This is a genomic window from Phenylobacterium conjunctum, from assembly GCF_042679085.1.
GTDB classification, from domain to species: Bacteria; Pseudomonadota; Alphaproteobacteria; order Caulobacterales; family Caulobacteraceae; genus Phenylobacterium; species Phenylobacterium conjunctum.
Genome location: NZ_JBHTLQ010000026.1, coordinates 1 through 13,326, shown reverse-complemented (window position 1 = coordinate 13,326; position 13,326 = coordinate 1). Strand labels below are relative to the sequence as shown.

At 64.2% G+C, this 13,326-nt stretch carries 16 protein-coding genes, 1 other RNA gene and 1 pseudogene; 11 read left to right on the top strand and 7 right to left on the bottom strand.

The window, feature by feature from the left end:
- On the bottom strand, nt 1-1,236 hold the full coding sequence (locus tag ACFQ27_RS12330) for an acyl-CoA dehydrogenase family protein (protein ID WP_374343484.1): 1,236 nt from the start codon (nt 1,234-1,236) through the stop codon (nt 1-3).
- A gap of 127 nt (nt 1,237-1,363) precedes the next feature.
- On the opposite strand from ACFQ27_RS12330, the gene ACFQ27_RS12325 reads away from it, so the two are divergent.
- From ACFQ27_RS12325 to ACFQ27_RS12310, 4 genes are all read left to right on the top strand, one after another.
- Nucleotides 1,364-2,347: a DODA-type extradiol aromatic ring-opening family dioxygenase gene (locus ACFQ27_RS12325; RefSeq protein ID WP_377353799.1), complete on the top strand. Its 984-nt coding sequence runs from the start codon at nt 1,364-1,366 to the stop codon at nt 2,345-2,347.
- A 23-nt stretch (nt 2,348-2,370) separates the two neighbouring features.
- A non-coding RNA gene (ssrS, locus tag ACFQ27_RS12320) (6S RNA) lies at nt 2,371-2,533 on the top strand.
- Between the two features lie 34 nt (nt 2,534-2,567).
- Nucleotides 2,568-3,143, top strand: a complete 576-nt coding sequence (locus ACFQ27_RS12315) for a 5-formyltetrahydrofolate cyclo-ligase (protein ID WP_377353797.1) — start codon at nt 2,568-2,570, stop codon at nt 3,141-3,143.
- Between the two features lie 37 nt (nt 3,144-3,180).
- On the top strand, nt 3,181-4,017 hold the full coding sequence (locus ACFQ27_RS12310; RefSeq protein WP_374343490.1) for a TIGR00282 family metallophosphoesterase: 837 nt from the start codon (nt 3,181-3,183) through the stop codon (nt 4,015-4,017).
- Between the two features lie 19 nt (nt 4,018-4,036).
- On the opposite strand, the gene ACFQ27_RS12305 is transcribed toward ACFQ27_RS12310, so the two are convergent.
- Nucleotides 4,037-4,495, bottom strand: coding sequence for a hypothetical protein (locus tag ACFQ27_RS12305; RefSeq protein ID WP_374343492.1), 459 nt, complete (start codon nt 4,493-4,495; stop codon nt 4,037-4,039).
- Between the two features lie 60 nt (nt 4,496-4,555).
- Nucleotides 4,556-5,287, bottom strand: a complete 732-nt coding sequence (locus ACFQ27_RS12300; protein ID WP_377353796.1) for a hypothetical protein — start codon at nt 5,285-5,287, stop codon at nt 4,556-4,558.
- Nucleotides 5,288-5,455: 168 nt separating this feature from the next.
- Here ACFQ27_RS12300 and ACFQ27_RS12295 point away from each other — a divergent pair, with 168 nt between their 5' ends.
- The 4 genes from ACFQ27_RS12295 to ACFQ27_RS12280 all read left to right on the top strand — a co-directional run bounded on the left by ACFQ27_RS12295 (nt 5,456) and on the right by ACFQ27_RS12280 (nt 7,459).
- Nucleotides 5,456-5,704: a DUF4160 domain-containing protein gene (locus ACFQ27_RS12295; protein WP_377353795.1), complete on the top strand. Its 249-nt coding sequence runs from the start codon at nt 5,456-5,458 to the stop codon at nt 5,702-5,704.
- Nucleotides 5,697-6,095, top strand: a complete 399-nt coding sequence (locus tag ACFQ27_RS12290) for a DUF2442 domain-containing protein (RefSeq protein WP_377353794.1) — start codon at nt 5,697-5,699, stop codon at nt 6,093-6,095. The genes ACFQ27_RS12295 and ACFQ27_RS12290 overlap by 8 nt, the downstream gene beginning before the upstream one ends.
- A 75-nt stretch (nt 6,096-6,170) precedes the next feature.
- The gene (locus ACFQ27_RS12285; protein ID WP_377353793.1) at nt 6,171-6,812 is read left to right on the top strand and encodes a DUF2306 domain-containing protein; all 642 of its coding nucleotides are present in this window, start codon (nt 6,171-6,173) and stop codon (nt 6,810-6,812) included.
- Between the two features lie 68 nt (nt 6,813-6,880).
- On the top strand, nt 6,881-7,459 hold the full coding sequence (locus ACFQ27_RS12280; RefSeq protein ID WP_377353792.1) for a hypothetical protein: 579 nt from the start codon (nt 6,881-6,883) through the stop codon (nt 7,457-7,459).
- Nucleotides 7,460-7,624: 165 nt separating this feature from the next.
- Here ACFQ27_RS12280 and ACFQ27_RS12275 read toward each other — a convergent pair whose 3' ends face one another.
- The gene (locus ACFQ27_RS12275; protein ID WP_377353790.1) at nt 7,625-7,930 is read right to left on the bottom strand and encodes a hypothetical protein; all 306 of its coding nucleotides are present in this window, start codon (nt 7,928-7,930) and stop codon (nt 7,625-7,627) included.
- A gap of 656 nt (nt 7,931-8,586) precedes the next feature.
- Here ACFQ27_RS12275 and ACFQ27_RS12270 point away from each other — a divergent pair.
- Nucleotides 8,587-8,814 carry a hypothetical protein gene (locus ACFQ27_RS12270; RefSeq protein ID WP_377353789.1) on the top strand — a complete coding sequence of 76 codons (228 nt, stop codon included), beginning with the start codon at nt 8,587-8,589 and terminating at the stop codon, nt 8,812-8,814.
- Here ACFQ27_RS12270 and ACFQ27_RS12265 read toward each other — a convergent pair.
- Both ACFQ27_RS12265 and ACFQ27_RS12260 read right to left on the bottom strand, forming a co-directional pair.
- A complete protein-coding gene (locus ACFQ27_RS12265; RefSeq protein WP_377353788.1) occupies nt 8,811-9,593 on the bottom strand; it encodes a tetratricopeptide repeat protein in 783 nt (260 codons plus the stop codon). The genes ACFQ27_RS12270 and ACFQ27_RS12265 overlap by 4 nt on opposite strands.
- A gap of 272 nt (nt 9,594-9,865) precedes the next feature.
- The gene (locus ACFQ27_RS12260; RefSeq protein WP_377353787.1) at nt 9,866-10,090 is read right to left on the bottom strand and encodes a hypothetical protein; all 225 of its coding nucleotides are present in this window, start codon (nt 10,088-10,090) and stop codon (nt 9,866-9,868) included.
- 343 nt (nt 10,091-10,433) lie between these two features.
- On the opposite strand from ACFQ27_RS12260, the pseudogene ACFQ27_RS12255 reads away from it, so the two are divergent.
- Nucleotides 10,434-10,565: pseudogene (locus ACFQ27_RS12255) on the top strand (IS1595 family transposase); the annotation flags it as partial.
- A 168-nt stretch (nt 10,566-10,733) separates the two neighbouring features.
- The gene (locus tag ACFQ27_RS12250; RefSeq protein ID WP_377353786.1) at nt 10,734-11,471 is read left to right on the top strand and encodes an NYN domain-containing protein; all 738 of its coding nucleotides are present in this window, start codon (nt 10,734-10,736) and stop codon (nt 11,469-11,471) included.
- A 733-nt stretch (nt 11,472-12,204) separates the two neighbouring features.
- On the opposite strand, the gene ACFQ27_RS12245 is transcribed toward ACFQ27_RS12250, so the two are convergent.
- A complete protein-coding gene (locus ACFQ27_RS12245) occupies nt 12,205-12,954 on the bottom strand; it encodes a hypothetical protein (RefSeq protein ID WP_377353785.1) in 750 nt (249 codons plus the stop codon).
- Nucleotides 12,955-13,326 lie beyond the last annotated feature (372 nt).

The window sequence follows — 13,326 nt, the reverse complement described above, 5'->3', positions numbered from 1 at the left end:
CTAGAAGATCGCCATGTCGGGCTCGAGCCCGAGCAGGTCGCGGCCCAGGCGCTGGGTGGCGATGTCGTAGTCGGAATAGGCGTGCGCCCCGGCCATGTTGGCGTCGCGCCACAGCCGCTGCATCTCGTTGTGCAGGAACCAGGCGGAGCCGCCGGATCCGGCGAACAACAGGTTCACCGCCCCGATCGCGGTGCGCGTCGCATAGGCCTGGTTGGTCCGCCACATGGCCAGCTCGGCCGCCGAGGGCAGCTGGCCGGAGCGGCTGCGCGAGGCGATCTCGGCCCAGTCCTGGGACAGGGTGGCCTGGGCCGCTCGGACCATGTGGGTGGCCTCGGCCAGCCGCATATAGGCCGGGGCGGTCTGACCCACCTGGGCGCCGGTATAGGCCCGGACCCGGCCGGCGGTCTTGTCGGCGTAGACGTCCAGGAACCGCCGCGCGACCCCGACCGCCACGGCCGAGAAGCCGAAGGAGAAGTAGGGGACAAAGGCCGCGCGATAGATGCCCCCGTCGTGCAGGCCATAGCCCTTGGACGCGCCGGTGTTCATGCCGATCACCGAGTCGATCCGGTGCTCGGGCACGAAGACCTCCTTCAGCTCCAGAGTCTTCGACCCCGTGCCCGCCAGGCCCGCCACGTGCCAGTCGTCAAGGATCGCATAGTCCTTGCGCGGCACGACGGCGTAGAAGGGCAGCATCATCCCGCCCAGCTCCGGCACGGCCTTGCGGAAGCCGAGGCAGGCCCATTGGGCGTGGTCGCAGCCGCTGGACCAGCCGAACCGGCCGGACAGGATCACCCCGCCGTCGACCGCCTTGCCCTCGTTGATCGGCGCCACCGAGGACGACAGCAGGGCTTCGGGATCAGCCCAGACCTCGTCCTGCACGGCCTTGGACATCAGCGCCAGGCCGTGGCCGTGCTGGGCCAGCAGCCCCGCCACCCAGGCGGTGGAGGCGCAGGCTCCGGCGATGTCGACGATCAGCGGACAGTACTGTTCGGGGCTCAGCTCCAGCCCGCCATAGGCCAGGGGCTGCAGGGCGCGGGTGAAGCCCGCCTCCCGCAGCAGCCGGATGTTCTCCTCCGGGACCTTGCGCTCGGCCTCGGCCTTGCCGGCGTTGGCCGCCAGGGTCGGGAGCAAGGCGCGGACGCGGTCCTGCAGGGCCTCCCCACGGCGGACCTGCTCAGGGATCGGGGGGATATGGACGCTGGCCACCTGGTCGCGGCCGAAGGCTCCGTCAGCCATGGGTGTTCCTCCTGGTCGGCGGGCGCGCCCGCTCTTGTATGATCACTCAAGTAGGCCTTGTTTGAACGATCATACAAGCGCAAAGATGCGGGCACGCGGCCGCCAGAGCCGCGCCAGAGGAAACCGCATGCAGCTCTTCATGGTCTCGGCCTCGCACTCGCCCCTGCTCGACTTCCCGGCCAAGGAAAGTCCGGCGGTGCTCAATGTCCGCGCCGCCCTGGCGGCCACGCGGGCGCGGATCGAGGGCTTCGATCCCGACCTGGTGGTGCTGTTCGGGGTGGACCACTACGGCGGCCAGCACATGGCCTGCATGCCGTCCTTCTGCGTCGGGGTTGAGGCGACCGCCCTGGCCGATGTGGGCGGAACGCCGGGACGCCTGGATGTCCCCCGCGACCTGGCGATCCAGGCGGTGGGCGCGATCCGCAAGGCCGGCGTCGACACCGCCGTCTCCTATGACATGGCCGTGGACCACGGCTTCTCCCAGGCGCTCAGCCGGCTGCTGGGCGGGGTGGACCGCTATCCGGTCCTGCCGATCTTCGTCAGCTGCATCCAGCCGCCCTTCAGCCCCTTCGCCCGGGCCCGCGCCCTGGGCGAGGCGGTGGGCGGCTTCGTGAAGACCCTGGACCGCCAGCGGGTGCTGTTTGTGGGCTCCGGCGGCCTGGCGCACAATCCCGCCGCCCTCTTCCCGCCCATCGACAGCGTCGGCCCCGAATGGCGGCCCTACATCCTGCACGGCCGCGCCCAGGCCGAGGTCCCGCAGCAGGCCTGGATCGACTTCGAGATTCAGGCCCACCAGATGGGCGCCCAGATGCTCGCCGCCGACCAGGTGACGCCGGAGATGGCCGGCCTGAAAGACGCCTGGGACAAGGCCTTCCTGGCCGCCTACTGCGCCGGCGATCTTTCGGTGTTCGACGCCTGGGATCCCGACCAGGTGATGGCCGAGGCCGGCATCGGCGCGGTGGAGACCCAGGCCTGGATCGCAGCCGCCGCCGCCATGCAGGCGGCCGGGGGCGCAAGGCCCCGCGCCGTCTTCCAGGAGATCGCCAAGGAGATCGGCATCGGGTTCGGCGTCGCCGAGGCCGGGCCTTCGCCCTTGAGCCCGGCGCCCTGAGCCCCTACCTTGCGAGGTGGCGGGTCCTGCTGCGGCTCTCGTCGAAGGCAACTAATCCCAGAGACCTTAATTCTCTTGAAGGGAGCTGTCCCTGTCCGGTCCCGTGGGGCCGGGTATATGGCGCCCACCTGGTCTACCAGGTCCGAGGGGGTTTAAACCGTCCTTCACGGCTCACGCGGCGCCGCCACCCTTCTCGCCACTTTCCTGCTATAGGACGGCGGTGAGCTCGACCGCCCCCAAATCCCAGTTGCGCAAGCGCCTGCGCAGCCTGCGCGCCGAACTGGCCAAGGCCAGCCCGGACGCCGCCGAGCGCGCGGCCGCCCACGCCCCGCTCCACCGCCTGCCGGCCATCGCGAGCTTCGCCGGCTACTACGCCCTGGGCGCCGAGCTGGACCCCAGCCCGCTGATCCGCCGGCTGGCGGGCCTCGGCGCCGTGTTCGGCATGCCGGTCTGCGAAGGCCCCGACCGCCCCCTGATTTTCCGCGAGTGGGACGAGCGCGACCGCCCGGTTCCCGACGCCATGGGCATCCCCGCCCCGCCGCCGCACGCCCGGGTGATCCAACCGGACCTGGTCATCACCCCCTTGCTGGCCTTCGACCGCAAGGGCGGCCGGCTTGGCCAGGGCGGCGGCCACTATGACCGGACGCTCGCCCTGCTGCGCGCCGCAAAGCCCATCTTCGTCCTGGGCCTGGCCTATGCCGGCCAGGAGGTGGACCACCTGGACATGGAGCCGCATGATCAACGTCTGGACGCCATCCTGACGGAAACCGGCTATATCGAGGTCAAGAGACCCTGAACCGACGCCCCGCAAACGGGGGTCTAGAAAGACAAGAATGCGCTTCGCCTTTTTTGGAGATGTCGTGGGCCGCGCCGGCCGCGACGGCCTCGCCGACCACCTGCCCGCCCTGCGCCGCCGCCTCGACCTGGAGTTCGTGGTGGTCAACGCCGAGAACGCCGCCGCTGGCTTCGGCATCACCGAGAACACCGCCCGCGAGTTGTTCGACGCCGGCGCAGACTGCCTGACGCTCGGCAACCACTCCTGGGACCAGAAGGAAGCCCTGACCTATATCGTGCGCGAGGACCGGCTGATCCGGCCCCTCAACTATCCGATCCTGTCGGACGCGCCGGGCCGCGGCGCCAACCTGTTCGAGACCCCCCGGGGCCGCCGCATCCTGGTGATCAACCTGCTCGGCCGGGTGCACATGGACAGCCTCGACGACCCCTTCGCCGCCGTGGACCGCGAGCTGGAGAAGGCGCCGCTCGGTATGGTCGCCGACGCCGTCCTGGTGGACATGCACGCCGAGGCCACCTCGGAGAAGATGGCCATGGGCCACTTCTGCGACGGCCGCGCCAGCCTTGTGGTGGGCACCCACACCCACGTGCCGACCGCCGACGCCCAGATCCTGCCCGGCGGCACCGCCTACCAGACCGACGCCGGCGCCTGCGCCGACTATGACAGCGTCATCGGCAACCAGAAGGAAGAGCCCCTGCGGCGCTTCACCACCCGCATCTCCGGCGGCCGTTACAAGCCCGCCGAGGGCCCGGCCACCATCTGCGGCGTGTTCGTGGAAACCGACGACCGCACGGGCCTCGCCCTACGCGTCGAGCCCATCCGCATGGGCGGCCGCCTGAAGGAGACGGTGCCGAGCCTGGAGGCGGTGGGGGCCTGAGGTCCCCGAGCGCCAGGCTTCAGTACGGCTCGAAGGTGTCGGCGCCGACCACGTCATAGAGCTCGGCGTATGAAGGCGCGGCCTCCAGCTGGCGCATCCGATCCGCGAACGCCTCTTCGTCGCCGTCGAAGCCCATGTAATCCACCTGGAACTTCTCCATGGACGCCCTGGCCCGGCGTTTAAGCTCCGCCAGGGGCACAGGCGGCAACGCCTCCAGTTCCTGTTCGATACGGAACTGCGGCGGACCAAAGCCTGGGATCAGGTTCAGGATCGACCCCGCCCGCCCGAGCCGGCGAATGGACAGGACGCGCCAGCATCGCCCCTGCGCGTCGACGATCTCCATCCCGTCCTGCTTGTTCTCCTTCAGCGTCCGAGTCCCGCACTTGGTCAGCCGGTTCAAGTCCGGAAACCCCCAGTTCTCCAGGTCCGGCGTAAAGCCGAGGACCGGAAACGCGATCTCGATCTCACTGGATTTCATGATGGGCTCCAGGTCAGGACTGCAAACTGGATGGCGTCGCCAACAGGCTTGCCACCACGGCTATTTCTTCGGCTTTGGTTTGGGCTGTGGGGCGGTTGTCTTTGGCGGCGGCTGGAACGGACGCGTCACGTTCTCCACGGCGTCGGCGGCCGACGACACAATCGCGGTGGGCACGGTCTTCTGCCAGTCCGTCGTTCCATGCCAGATTTGGCGAAGAGGATCGAAGCGCGGCATCCCATCCCACTTTCCCGTCAAGCGACGATGTGTGGCCTTGGGAAGGACCTTGAGAAGGGGATAGTGATTTCTCCAATCCTGGGCGTTCCGGCTCAACCCCTTCAATGGGATGGTGTGATGAATCTCCTCGCCCTTGCCGGCGAGCTCAACGCGCCGAATCGCCTTTCTGGCGGCATCGGCGCTCACCGAACCACTCTTTAGAAGACCGATCCCCTTGCGGGCTGCGCGAGCGCCTTTGACGACCGCGCCCACGGGCAAGAGATCGCCAGCCGCCATAGCGACGTTGAAGACCGCGCCACCATAATTGCCGTCCTGAAGATCGGCGGCGGCCTCCCAGGCCGGGCCAACCACCGGAATGAAGGATGCGACTGCATTTGGCCGGGCGATTTTAGGGCCATTCTGGAAGTCTTCGAGGGCGTCCTGCGCCATGTCGAGTGGCGACTCAAAGCCCCGGTCCTCGGCCTCGCGCTGCGCCCTGGCCTGGGCCATTTCGGCGTCGTACTGGTCGCCCGCGGGATCCGGGACACTACGCGGCTCGCCGCGTGGCATTCTGGCCATATGGTCTCCTTGGCGTGAGCCGGACACTCACGGGAGCGCCGGCAAATTGCAACCAGAAGATCATCTCACAGCTTGACCGGAATGCAAGAACATAAATAGAACACGTCAACTCAACCCGTAAGGTCGCGAAAACCTAGATGGACGTTAGGTTTTGTGTTAGGAGTAGTGATGGCGACCGTTTTCAATAGTCGCCGCCGATATCGCGTCGCCGTGAACTCAAATGATCACCCGCCGCCACACGTTCACGCGTTCGGAAAAGGCCGTGAGGCGAGGTTCAAACTCAACTGCCCCGATGGACCGGTTGAGCTCTGGGATTTTGTCGGGGATTGGACATTGGCGCAGCTGAACGACCTCGGCGAAGAGGTCGCCGCCCAGCTCGATCGCTGTTGCACGGTTTGGAGGGAGGTTCATGGCTGAGTTCAAGCCGGTGGACGCCGCCGCCTTTGAGCAGGCGGCAAGGCGGGGGCGGCAAGCGTCCAGCACGCCGCGCGCGACCTCAGCGCGCTTCGACCGCCGGACCCAAAAGGTGGTGATTAAACTCAACACCGGGATCGAGTTCGCGTTCGATCCGAGGCTGGCCGCGGGCCTGAACGACGCCAGCCCGGACGACCTGGTGGGCGTCACGGTCGAAGGCATGGGGAGCACGCTCCACTTCCCACGGCTCGACGCGGATTTCACCGTCTCGCGGCTGCTGGAAGGCTTCCTCGGCCCCCTGGATTGGACGAGGCGGGAAGCTCGAGCGCTGGCCTCAAGGGAGAATGGCAAGCGAGGCGGGCGCCCGAAGCGCGAAGCGGCGGCGACCAGCTAGCCCAACGCCTGTAACAATTTGCAGACCTTGCCCCCGACCGCCGGCTTGCGCAGGTTGGCGCCAGGGGGACGACCTATGACCGACACGCCGCGCAGCGGACCCGCGCCCGACCGGGCCAAGCAGCTCTTCATCCTGGCGATCCTGGCCCTGGCCGTGCCGGCCCTGTGGGCGGACGAGGCCTTCTGGTTCCAGCCGGCCCACCCGCACTGGGACCACATCCGCCCCTTCCTGGCCGTACTGACCCTGCACATCGTGGGCGGCGTGGTCGCCCTCTTCGTCGGCGCCTTCCAGTTCTCGCATCGCCTGCGCCGGGCCCGGCCCGACATTCACCGGCTGATGGGCAAGACCTATCTGGCCGCGACGGCGCTCGGCGGCCCCTCGGCCCTCTACATCCAGATCCTCAACGCCGAGGGCGCCTTCCAGTGGGCGGCCTACGCCCACTCCGTCACCTGGATGCTGGCCACCGCCATGGCCTTCTGGTGCGTGCGCCTGCGCGACTTCGACAACCACCGCCTCTGGATGATGCGCAGCTACGCCATGTGCCTGCTATTCATCACCCTGCGCGCGCCCGACGCCCTCCCAGGCTTCCACCTCGACGACGCCGGCAACACCGCCCTGGAGTTCGGCCAGATCTTCGTGGCCCTGCTGGGCGTCGAAGTGGTGGAGACGGTGCGCAGGAACCGCAAGCTGGCGGCCAAGCGGGCGGGGCAGCAGTAGGGTTCGATTGGGATAGACGCTGTCCGCTCCCACCTTGATTGAAAGAACAAAAACAGTACGCTTGCGAAATGTCCTCGACCCTCTTCGTCATAGAAATCGAAAGTTGGGATTGGCCGCTTCATGTGGGCGCCATCGGCGGCTCCCATGCGGGAGAGGGGCTTTCCTGCGTTCAAACCATCAACATTAGAGGTGTTGTCACCTCACCGGCTGAGCACCACTCGAAGTCGATTGAGGTCTGGCTGAGCCCGATGCCACGAGACCTCATCCGCCAAGCGGGCGGGCCCGATGGGCCCGCCACAGTCGGTGTTTGGGAGAGCAGCCCGGCCGCGATGAAGGGCCTCGACTTCTATGCCGGGCTCTTCCTGCCAGAGGAGACGCTTAGCCGGACGATCTTCTGCCTCGGCACGCTATGGCGCTCCATGATGATCTGGGTGGAGCGGGATGCAGAGGAAAGCAGCGTCAGCAGCTTTGCGTTCTCGAGCCTGACGGGAATCAGGCGCGATACGCGTGACATGAGGCTAGGAGCGTTCGCGTCGAGGGACTTGGATTGGGCGACCAACCCTTGCCGCCTGCCCGCACCCCCCTCGTCCATGTTGACGTCAAACGCCCAGGTACGAATCCGTTCGTCGTTTCCGACGCCTCCATGAGACCCTGCGGGCCTCAGGTCTTTCTCATTGTCGCAGGATCGCCGTCCGGGGCTTTCACCGAGGTTCGGTGGCGGAGAGGGTGTCCGCCATCTATATTGAATTATAACGCTTTTTTGCCCGCCCCGGCCCCATCCCACAAAGCATCCCACAAACCGTAGAGCGAGATCACATCTGTGTTTCTGTGAGCCGGTATCCAGCCAGGGTCACGCGCTCAGCCGCATCGGCAAGCGCAGCCCACTGAACCTCCGACAGCTCGCCATCTTCCGCGTCGCCCAGCAGAGCCTCCATTAGGTCAGCCCATGCGAGGCAGAACTCGCTGTCGGACCAGTACTGGGGCAACTCGACAAGCTCGGGCGCGGGCCTGGGAAGCAGCACCACATTCGCCTCGCCTGCCCGGGAAGGAACCTCGCCGCCGAGATCATCCAAGATCAGCCCCACCTCACGGTCCAAGTCCGCGATCAGATCACCCACAACACCCACAACAAGCCCTCCGCTCATCAGATTAGCGATACTGACAATGAACCTGATGAATGTGTTTGCAATGAAATCAGTAGAACTCAGAGCGAATTGTATTGTTAGCGTGCATTGTTCGACACGCTAACAATACAAGCAAAAATCATAACATAACGAATACGTTCGCCCCGACCACAACCATAGGCCCGGGGCTCAGCCTCGGAATGTTCAACTAGATGGTTTGGGTTTGATGCGGGCCCGCCACCTGGGATGTCTGGCAACCCACCCCCCGGGGTGGGACCAACCCCCACCCCCTACCCCACCCCATCTAAATGGTGCTGCACAGGGCAAACCCCAGCGCAAAAAGGTGGGAAATCCGGATACTACGGGTGTAATATGTTTCTATGCCCGGCGTCGCCTGTTCAGTCTGCACCCACAGCCTCCATGACGAGATCAACACAGCCCTTATGGCTGGTGGAAAGCTCATCCCGACTGCCGCGCAGTACGGCCTTTCCAAAAGCGCCCTGGCCAGGCATCGCGCCAACTGCCTCGCGCCAAGGATAAACGCCGCAGCCAGGGCGCTCACGTCTCCAACCGTCGTCCACGCCGAGACCAGGCGCATGCGAGCCGTCGCCAGTGGCGCAGTTGAGCCATCTGAGGCGGAGCTCACATCATTGAGAGGGCTGACTTCACGGTTCGCCCGTTCCCTGGAGCGGCTGGAGACCGCAGCCGATGACGCCGCGGCGGCATCGTCCTACGCCTCGCTAGCAGCCCTGTCTGGCCAGATCCACAAGGCGCTGGAGTCGATCGGCAAGATGCAAGGGGTCTACAGCGACGCACCCACTGGCGTGGAGGCCCCGAGGTTCAGCATCAACATTATGCTGCCCGATACGGCCACCTAGGACGCCGGCTTCCAGCGCAGCGCGCGATCTTGGATTGCCGCGACAGTGGCCGCATCCAGCCGCTTTTCTAGGTAGTCACGCACCGCATCAAGGATTTCGTCGGAACCTTGGATTTTCGCCGCCGCAATCAATAACCAGAAGTAAGCCTCACGTTCGTCGACAGGCGTTCCTTTGCCACCAACGTATAGTCGGGACAGCATCGCCGCGGCTTTCGCATGGCCAGATTCCGCGGCCATCTTTGTATACCTGAAGGCCTCCGCATAATTCATAGTCAGAGGTCGCCCCCTGAAATACATGCTTCCTAATCTATACTGAGCTTCCGGATCACCCATGCCTGCCGCCTGTTCCAAATATTCGACGGCGATTTTGTAGTTTAAACGATCTCCGGCTTCGGATGGTGAGCTATAATAAGCCCCAAGTTGTGTAATTGCATCTGGAAGGCCTTGCGCTGCGGCGGCCCGAAACCACTTCACAGCCTCCGCGAGATCACCTGACCCACCAGCAAAAAGCCCCATGTCATACATGGCATACCTGTCACCACTTCTTGCTGAACGCCCCCTCCACTGAGCAGCAGCAACAGGATCTTTCTCATTCTCGAGGCGAAGCGATAAGCATCGCTGGGCCACCGGATCATTAGCTTCAGCGAGCTGCGGGAGGTTTTCGGCCTGCCAGTAGGGTACGCACTGGTCCACAGACTGCTTTGCGGCACTGGTGAAGGCGAGCGCGGGATGGGCCGACAGGGCGGCAAACACCGCTAGGGGCAGAGTTCGGGTACGCATACGCCCTCCGATAGAACAACTTTGTGACGCCACTTTTCACTGTATCAGGGGAGCAACACCCCCCGCCAGTGGGAGCGCAGCGCACGCCCCGCGGCAGTCGCGAGCACCCAAGCGCGAGCAGTTGGCGTTGAACCGTCAATCATGGCTTCGTCTGCACCCCACGATCTCAGCAGCCTCTTCGATCACCTTCGCGAGATGCGCCAAGAGCTATCCAATTCAGCTGGCAGCCGCCGACAGCGTCGCTCATAGTTCATCTGCACAGCGCCCTAGCCCTAAGCCCTAGAGATTCGGGAGGGGTAGTCGTAGTGCAGATCGATCCTTAGCCGCGCGCTGTCGATGGCGTCGAACTCATCGATCTCATGTGCAGCCAGGGCCATCCACGTCATGCGCCAGAACCGCTCCGCATGCCCGGAGCTCAGGAACGGCTCGGCCTGAACAGGCCCGATAACCGACAGGATCGCGCGCACCTCGGCCTCGTAGCTCTCGGCTGCGGCCATGACACGCGGCCCATGCGCCAAGATCATTGTCAGCTCATAGCTCTCGACTTCAGCGCGACGCGTATCCCGCCCTTCGGCCAGGGCCCTGGCGTTTGCTCGCGCCCAGGCGTTCCGACATGCGACACGATGACGGGCCATCACGGCTGGCGTGCCACATCGTCGGCCAGGTCCGGGCTGTATGCCGGAGGCGCTACGATGACGCGTTCCGAGGGCGACAACGCGCTTCACCCAACCGAACATGTGCCCCCCTCGGACCTATACCTTGGATGTTATGTGGTGGCCGCAAGTTCGCCTGCTAGGCGCGGTACTAGATGAATCCGCGGAGAGTCACCCGCACGTTTAGGCTCAGGAGCCCGCGTTGCACGAGGACTACCGCCGCATCTCCAACGGCGAGCAATTCCTGATGGCCACGGTGGCCGCCCTGGCTCATCCGGTTTCGCGCGCGCGGAGAGGCTACTGGCCACGCACCCGCTAATCTGGAGCGCGAGATTTGCCCGTCGCCGTTGACACTTTCTCAAGACGGCGCATATACCCAACGCGTAAACAGGTCGTCCGCCCGTTTCACATTGTAAGTGCGGACCGCAAGGGACGCCACGGGCGGACGATCGTTTCCAAATTCAACCTAAACTGTTAAACGGGTCGCGTGTTTAAACCGCGATTCGCATTATGCGTTGATGGCGGCTTCATTCAGAAGGTTCTGACCAAGCGCCTTGGTCATTTCCCTTCAGCCGCAGACGTGCTCGCCGAGTGTAATCGGATCATCGCGCATGACGCGGTTTCCGGCTGCGACCTGTTGCGCATATATTATTATGACGCTCCCCCAGCCCAGACATCGCTGACCAATCCCCTGGATGGAAGCGATCTAGTTCTGCAGAACACCGATAGATGCCGGGACGCGATGAAGCTTCATGCCGATCTTGCATCTGCGCCAAACGTCGCCATGCGCATGGGTGATGTTGTCGTCGGGGGGTGGAAGGTCAGTGAAAACACGGTTGGCAAACTAGCGCGGGGACCACGGGAGATTGGACCGAACGATTTAAAGCCGAACATCCGACAGAAGGGGGTCGACATCAGGATTGGCCTCGATATCGCGCGGCTGTCGTTGCGAGACACCGTTCGATCCCTTGTTGTCGTGACGGCTGATTCCGATTTCGTCCCAGCCTTCAAGTTTGCCAGGCGAGAAGGCATTCGAGTTTACCTGGACACTCTAGGCGTTCGCCCTAGGCCGGAGCTCATTGAGCATAGCGACTTGCGCTTGACGGCTATACCGACCCCCGAGGAGGTCAAGCGCGAGAAACAACGTCGCCGCCGGCAACGTGCGAAATTGGCAAAATCTGAAGAGCCCAGAACGAGCGCCGTTGAGTCTGAAGAACCGGTCTGATTGCGAAAATTACTTTTCCAACCGGTTATGGACAATCTATCCAGGGTGTGATTCAAACGCTTCCTGGGTGGCGCTCGCCGCTCAAGTTCGACTACCGACCTAGCGGGACGGATAGCTACGGCAGTGGGCGCAAACATGCTCCCAACGGCCGAACCGGAAGCGGATATAGCGAATAACGCTAACCGCTTTCGGCCACGAACAAACAACACGACTGCTCATGTCATTTCTCCTCTGGTGTCCCGGAAAAAGCCGGGCCTCCACAGCACCCCATGTGCGTGTGCAATTTGCACCGAGGGGTGGATGGCCAGAAAAGACGCGACGAGCGCCAGCAGCTTCAGTACGGCGCCTCCAAAGAGATTGCAACACCTTCACTCTAATTTGGGTGTCTCTGGTCTTGAACGCTACAAGATGTAGCGTTCTGACGACTTAAAGGATTGCTTATATCCTTATCTCGATGGGGGCCGAGGGGACTTCATCAAAATTGCAAATCTGCCATCCGCTCCGCCCCTCAAGGTGGCCGTCCTGCCTGACGGCTCCCTTGTGATGTAGGGCCTTGAGCGTCGCCCCGATACGCTTCCGCACCATGGACAAAGTAGGGCCAATTTTGAGGGCCCCCGCGCCGCCCACCGCGTCAGCCAGACCGCAGCCAACGCGGCGCGCCACCGCTCACCTCTTCAACAGACGCGCTGGTGCGCATTTGCCCCCAACGAGCCGAGACAACCTGCAAGACAGTCTACATGAGCCCAGCCGCGGCAATGATCTCAGCGTTGGCGAGCCTCGTTGACCGCATACGGTGCTCGGCGTGCCGTCGCCTATTGCTCGCCCAGCGCTGCGCCACCGCGACCGCCCAGTCTTCTGCGACACCGCCGGGCGCGATTTTGACCGGCCGCATTTGGGCGATGCCCTGAAGCACCTTCCCGCCATCAGCCAGTTCTGAAATTGAGCCTATGGAGACGTCCAGCAGGCCGAGGTCGATGGCCGACCTGAGCACACGCTGCTGGGCTCGCTCCGTCACTGCCTCAAACAACCGCCAAAGGTTGGAGGTGCGAAGCGCTGTCGCCTGGGGGTCAGCCTCTAGTGCGGCGGCGTGTTCCAGCGCTGAGATCAGCGCGCCGTACAGGTCGTTGTGCGCCATTGCATGCGTGCCAACGACATCAAGCTCGTCACGCCCTAAAGGCGGCGGCTCGCCTGACATAACCTCATCAGCCGGGTTGTACGCCAAAGTGACGGCCCACCCCATCGACTGAGCCAGGGCGTCCAGCGTGTGCGCCAGGGCGTCCACGTCGGAAGCCCATGGCTTGGATGGGGACGGCCGACCCGCAAGACTATCCGCGAGATCCAGCCAAGCCTGCCCCGGCGACGCGGCGCGTGCTGTGGTCTTTGTGACGCCGTCCGGGAAGTAGGCTTCGCCCAGCCAGAGGCCCTCAAGGCGGCGGACGCGGACGCCCGTGCAGTCCGAGGCGAGGATTTGAGGTGATGTCATCGGTGTTACTCCGTGTGGCGCGACGCTGCGCCGGGTGACTGTCAGTGGGGGATGACTGGTCGGGGTGGTTTGGGTGTTTTGGGTTTGATGGTCGGGGTGGATGCGGCGGTCGGCAGGGTCAGGAGGGTCAGGAGGGACGGTCGGAATATTTTTGGCTTCTCCCGCAGCCAGCGCGGGGGCTCGCCCCACCTCCCTCAGACCAATTCCAGTTAGTTTTGAAATCTCCTGTCCCTCCTGACCCTTTTGGCCACTATAGATTGTATTGATTGAGGTTTTTCAGGGTCAGGAACCCTGGGGGACTGTCAGGAATTTCGTGTGTGGGCGGGCATAATGGGAAAGAAGGAGACCTCCCATGGCCCGACGCAAAGAGCC

Bases quoted from the DNA above. Each gene is read 5' to 3' on its own strand.
- ACFQ27_RS12330 (WP_374343484.1), bottom strand. From the start codon at position 1,236: ATGGCTGACGGAGCCTTCGGCCGCGACCAGGTGGCCAGCGTCCATATC.
- ACFQ27_RS12325 (WP_377353799.1), top strand. From the start codon at position 1,364: ATGCAGCTCTTCATGGTCTCGGCCTCGCACTCGCCCCTGCTCGACTTC.
- ACFQ27_RS12310 (WP_374343490.1), top strand. From the start codon at position 3,181: ATGCGCTTCGCCTTTTTTGGAGATGTCGTGGGCCGCGCCGGCCGCGAC.
- ACFQ27_RS12305 (WP_374343492.1), bottom strand. From the start codon at position 4,495: ATGAAATCCAGTGAGATCGAGATCGCGTTTCCGGTCCTCGGCTTTACG.
- ACFQ27_RS12300 (WP_377353796.1), bottom strand. From the start codon at position 5,287: ATGGCCAGAATGCCACGCGGCGAGCCGCGTAGTGTCCCGGATCCCGCG.
- ACFQ27_RS12295 (WP_377353795.1), top strand. From the start codon at position 5,456: ATGGCGACCGTTTTCAATAGTCGCCGCCGATATCGCGTCGCCGTGAAC.
- ACFQ27_RS12290 (WP_377353794.1), top strand. From the start codon at position 5,697: ATGGCTGAGTTCAAGCCGGTGGACGCCGCCGCCTTTGAGCAGGCGGCA.
- ACFQ27_RS12285 (WP_377353793.1), top strand. From the start codon at position 6,171: ATGACCGACACGCCGCGCAGCGGACCCGCGCCCGACCGGGCCAAGCAG.
- ACFQ27_RS12280 (WP_377353792.1), top strand. From the start codon at position 6,881: ATGTCCTCGACCCTCTTCGTCATAGAAATCGAAAGTTGGGATTGGCCG.
- ACFQ27_RS12265 (WP_377353788.1), bottom strand. From the start codon at position 9,593: ATGCGTACCCGAACTCTGCCCCTAGCGGTGTTTGCCGCCCTGTCGGCC.
- ACFQ27_RS12260 (WP_377353787.1), bottom strand. From the start codon at position 10,090: ATGGCCGCAGCCGAGAGCTACGAGGCCGAGGTGCGCGCGATCCTGTCG.
- ACFQ27_RS12245 (WP_377353785.1), bottom strand. From the start codon at position 12,954: ATGACATCACCTCAAATCCTCGCCTCGGACTGCACGGGCGTCCGCGTC.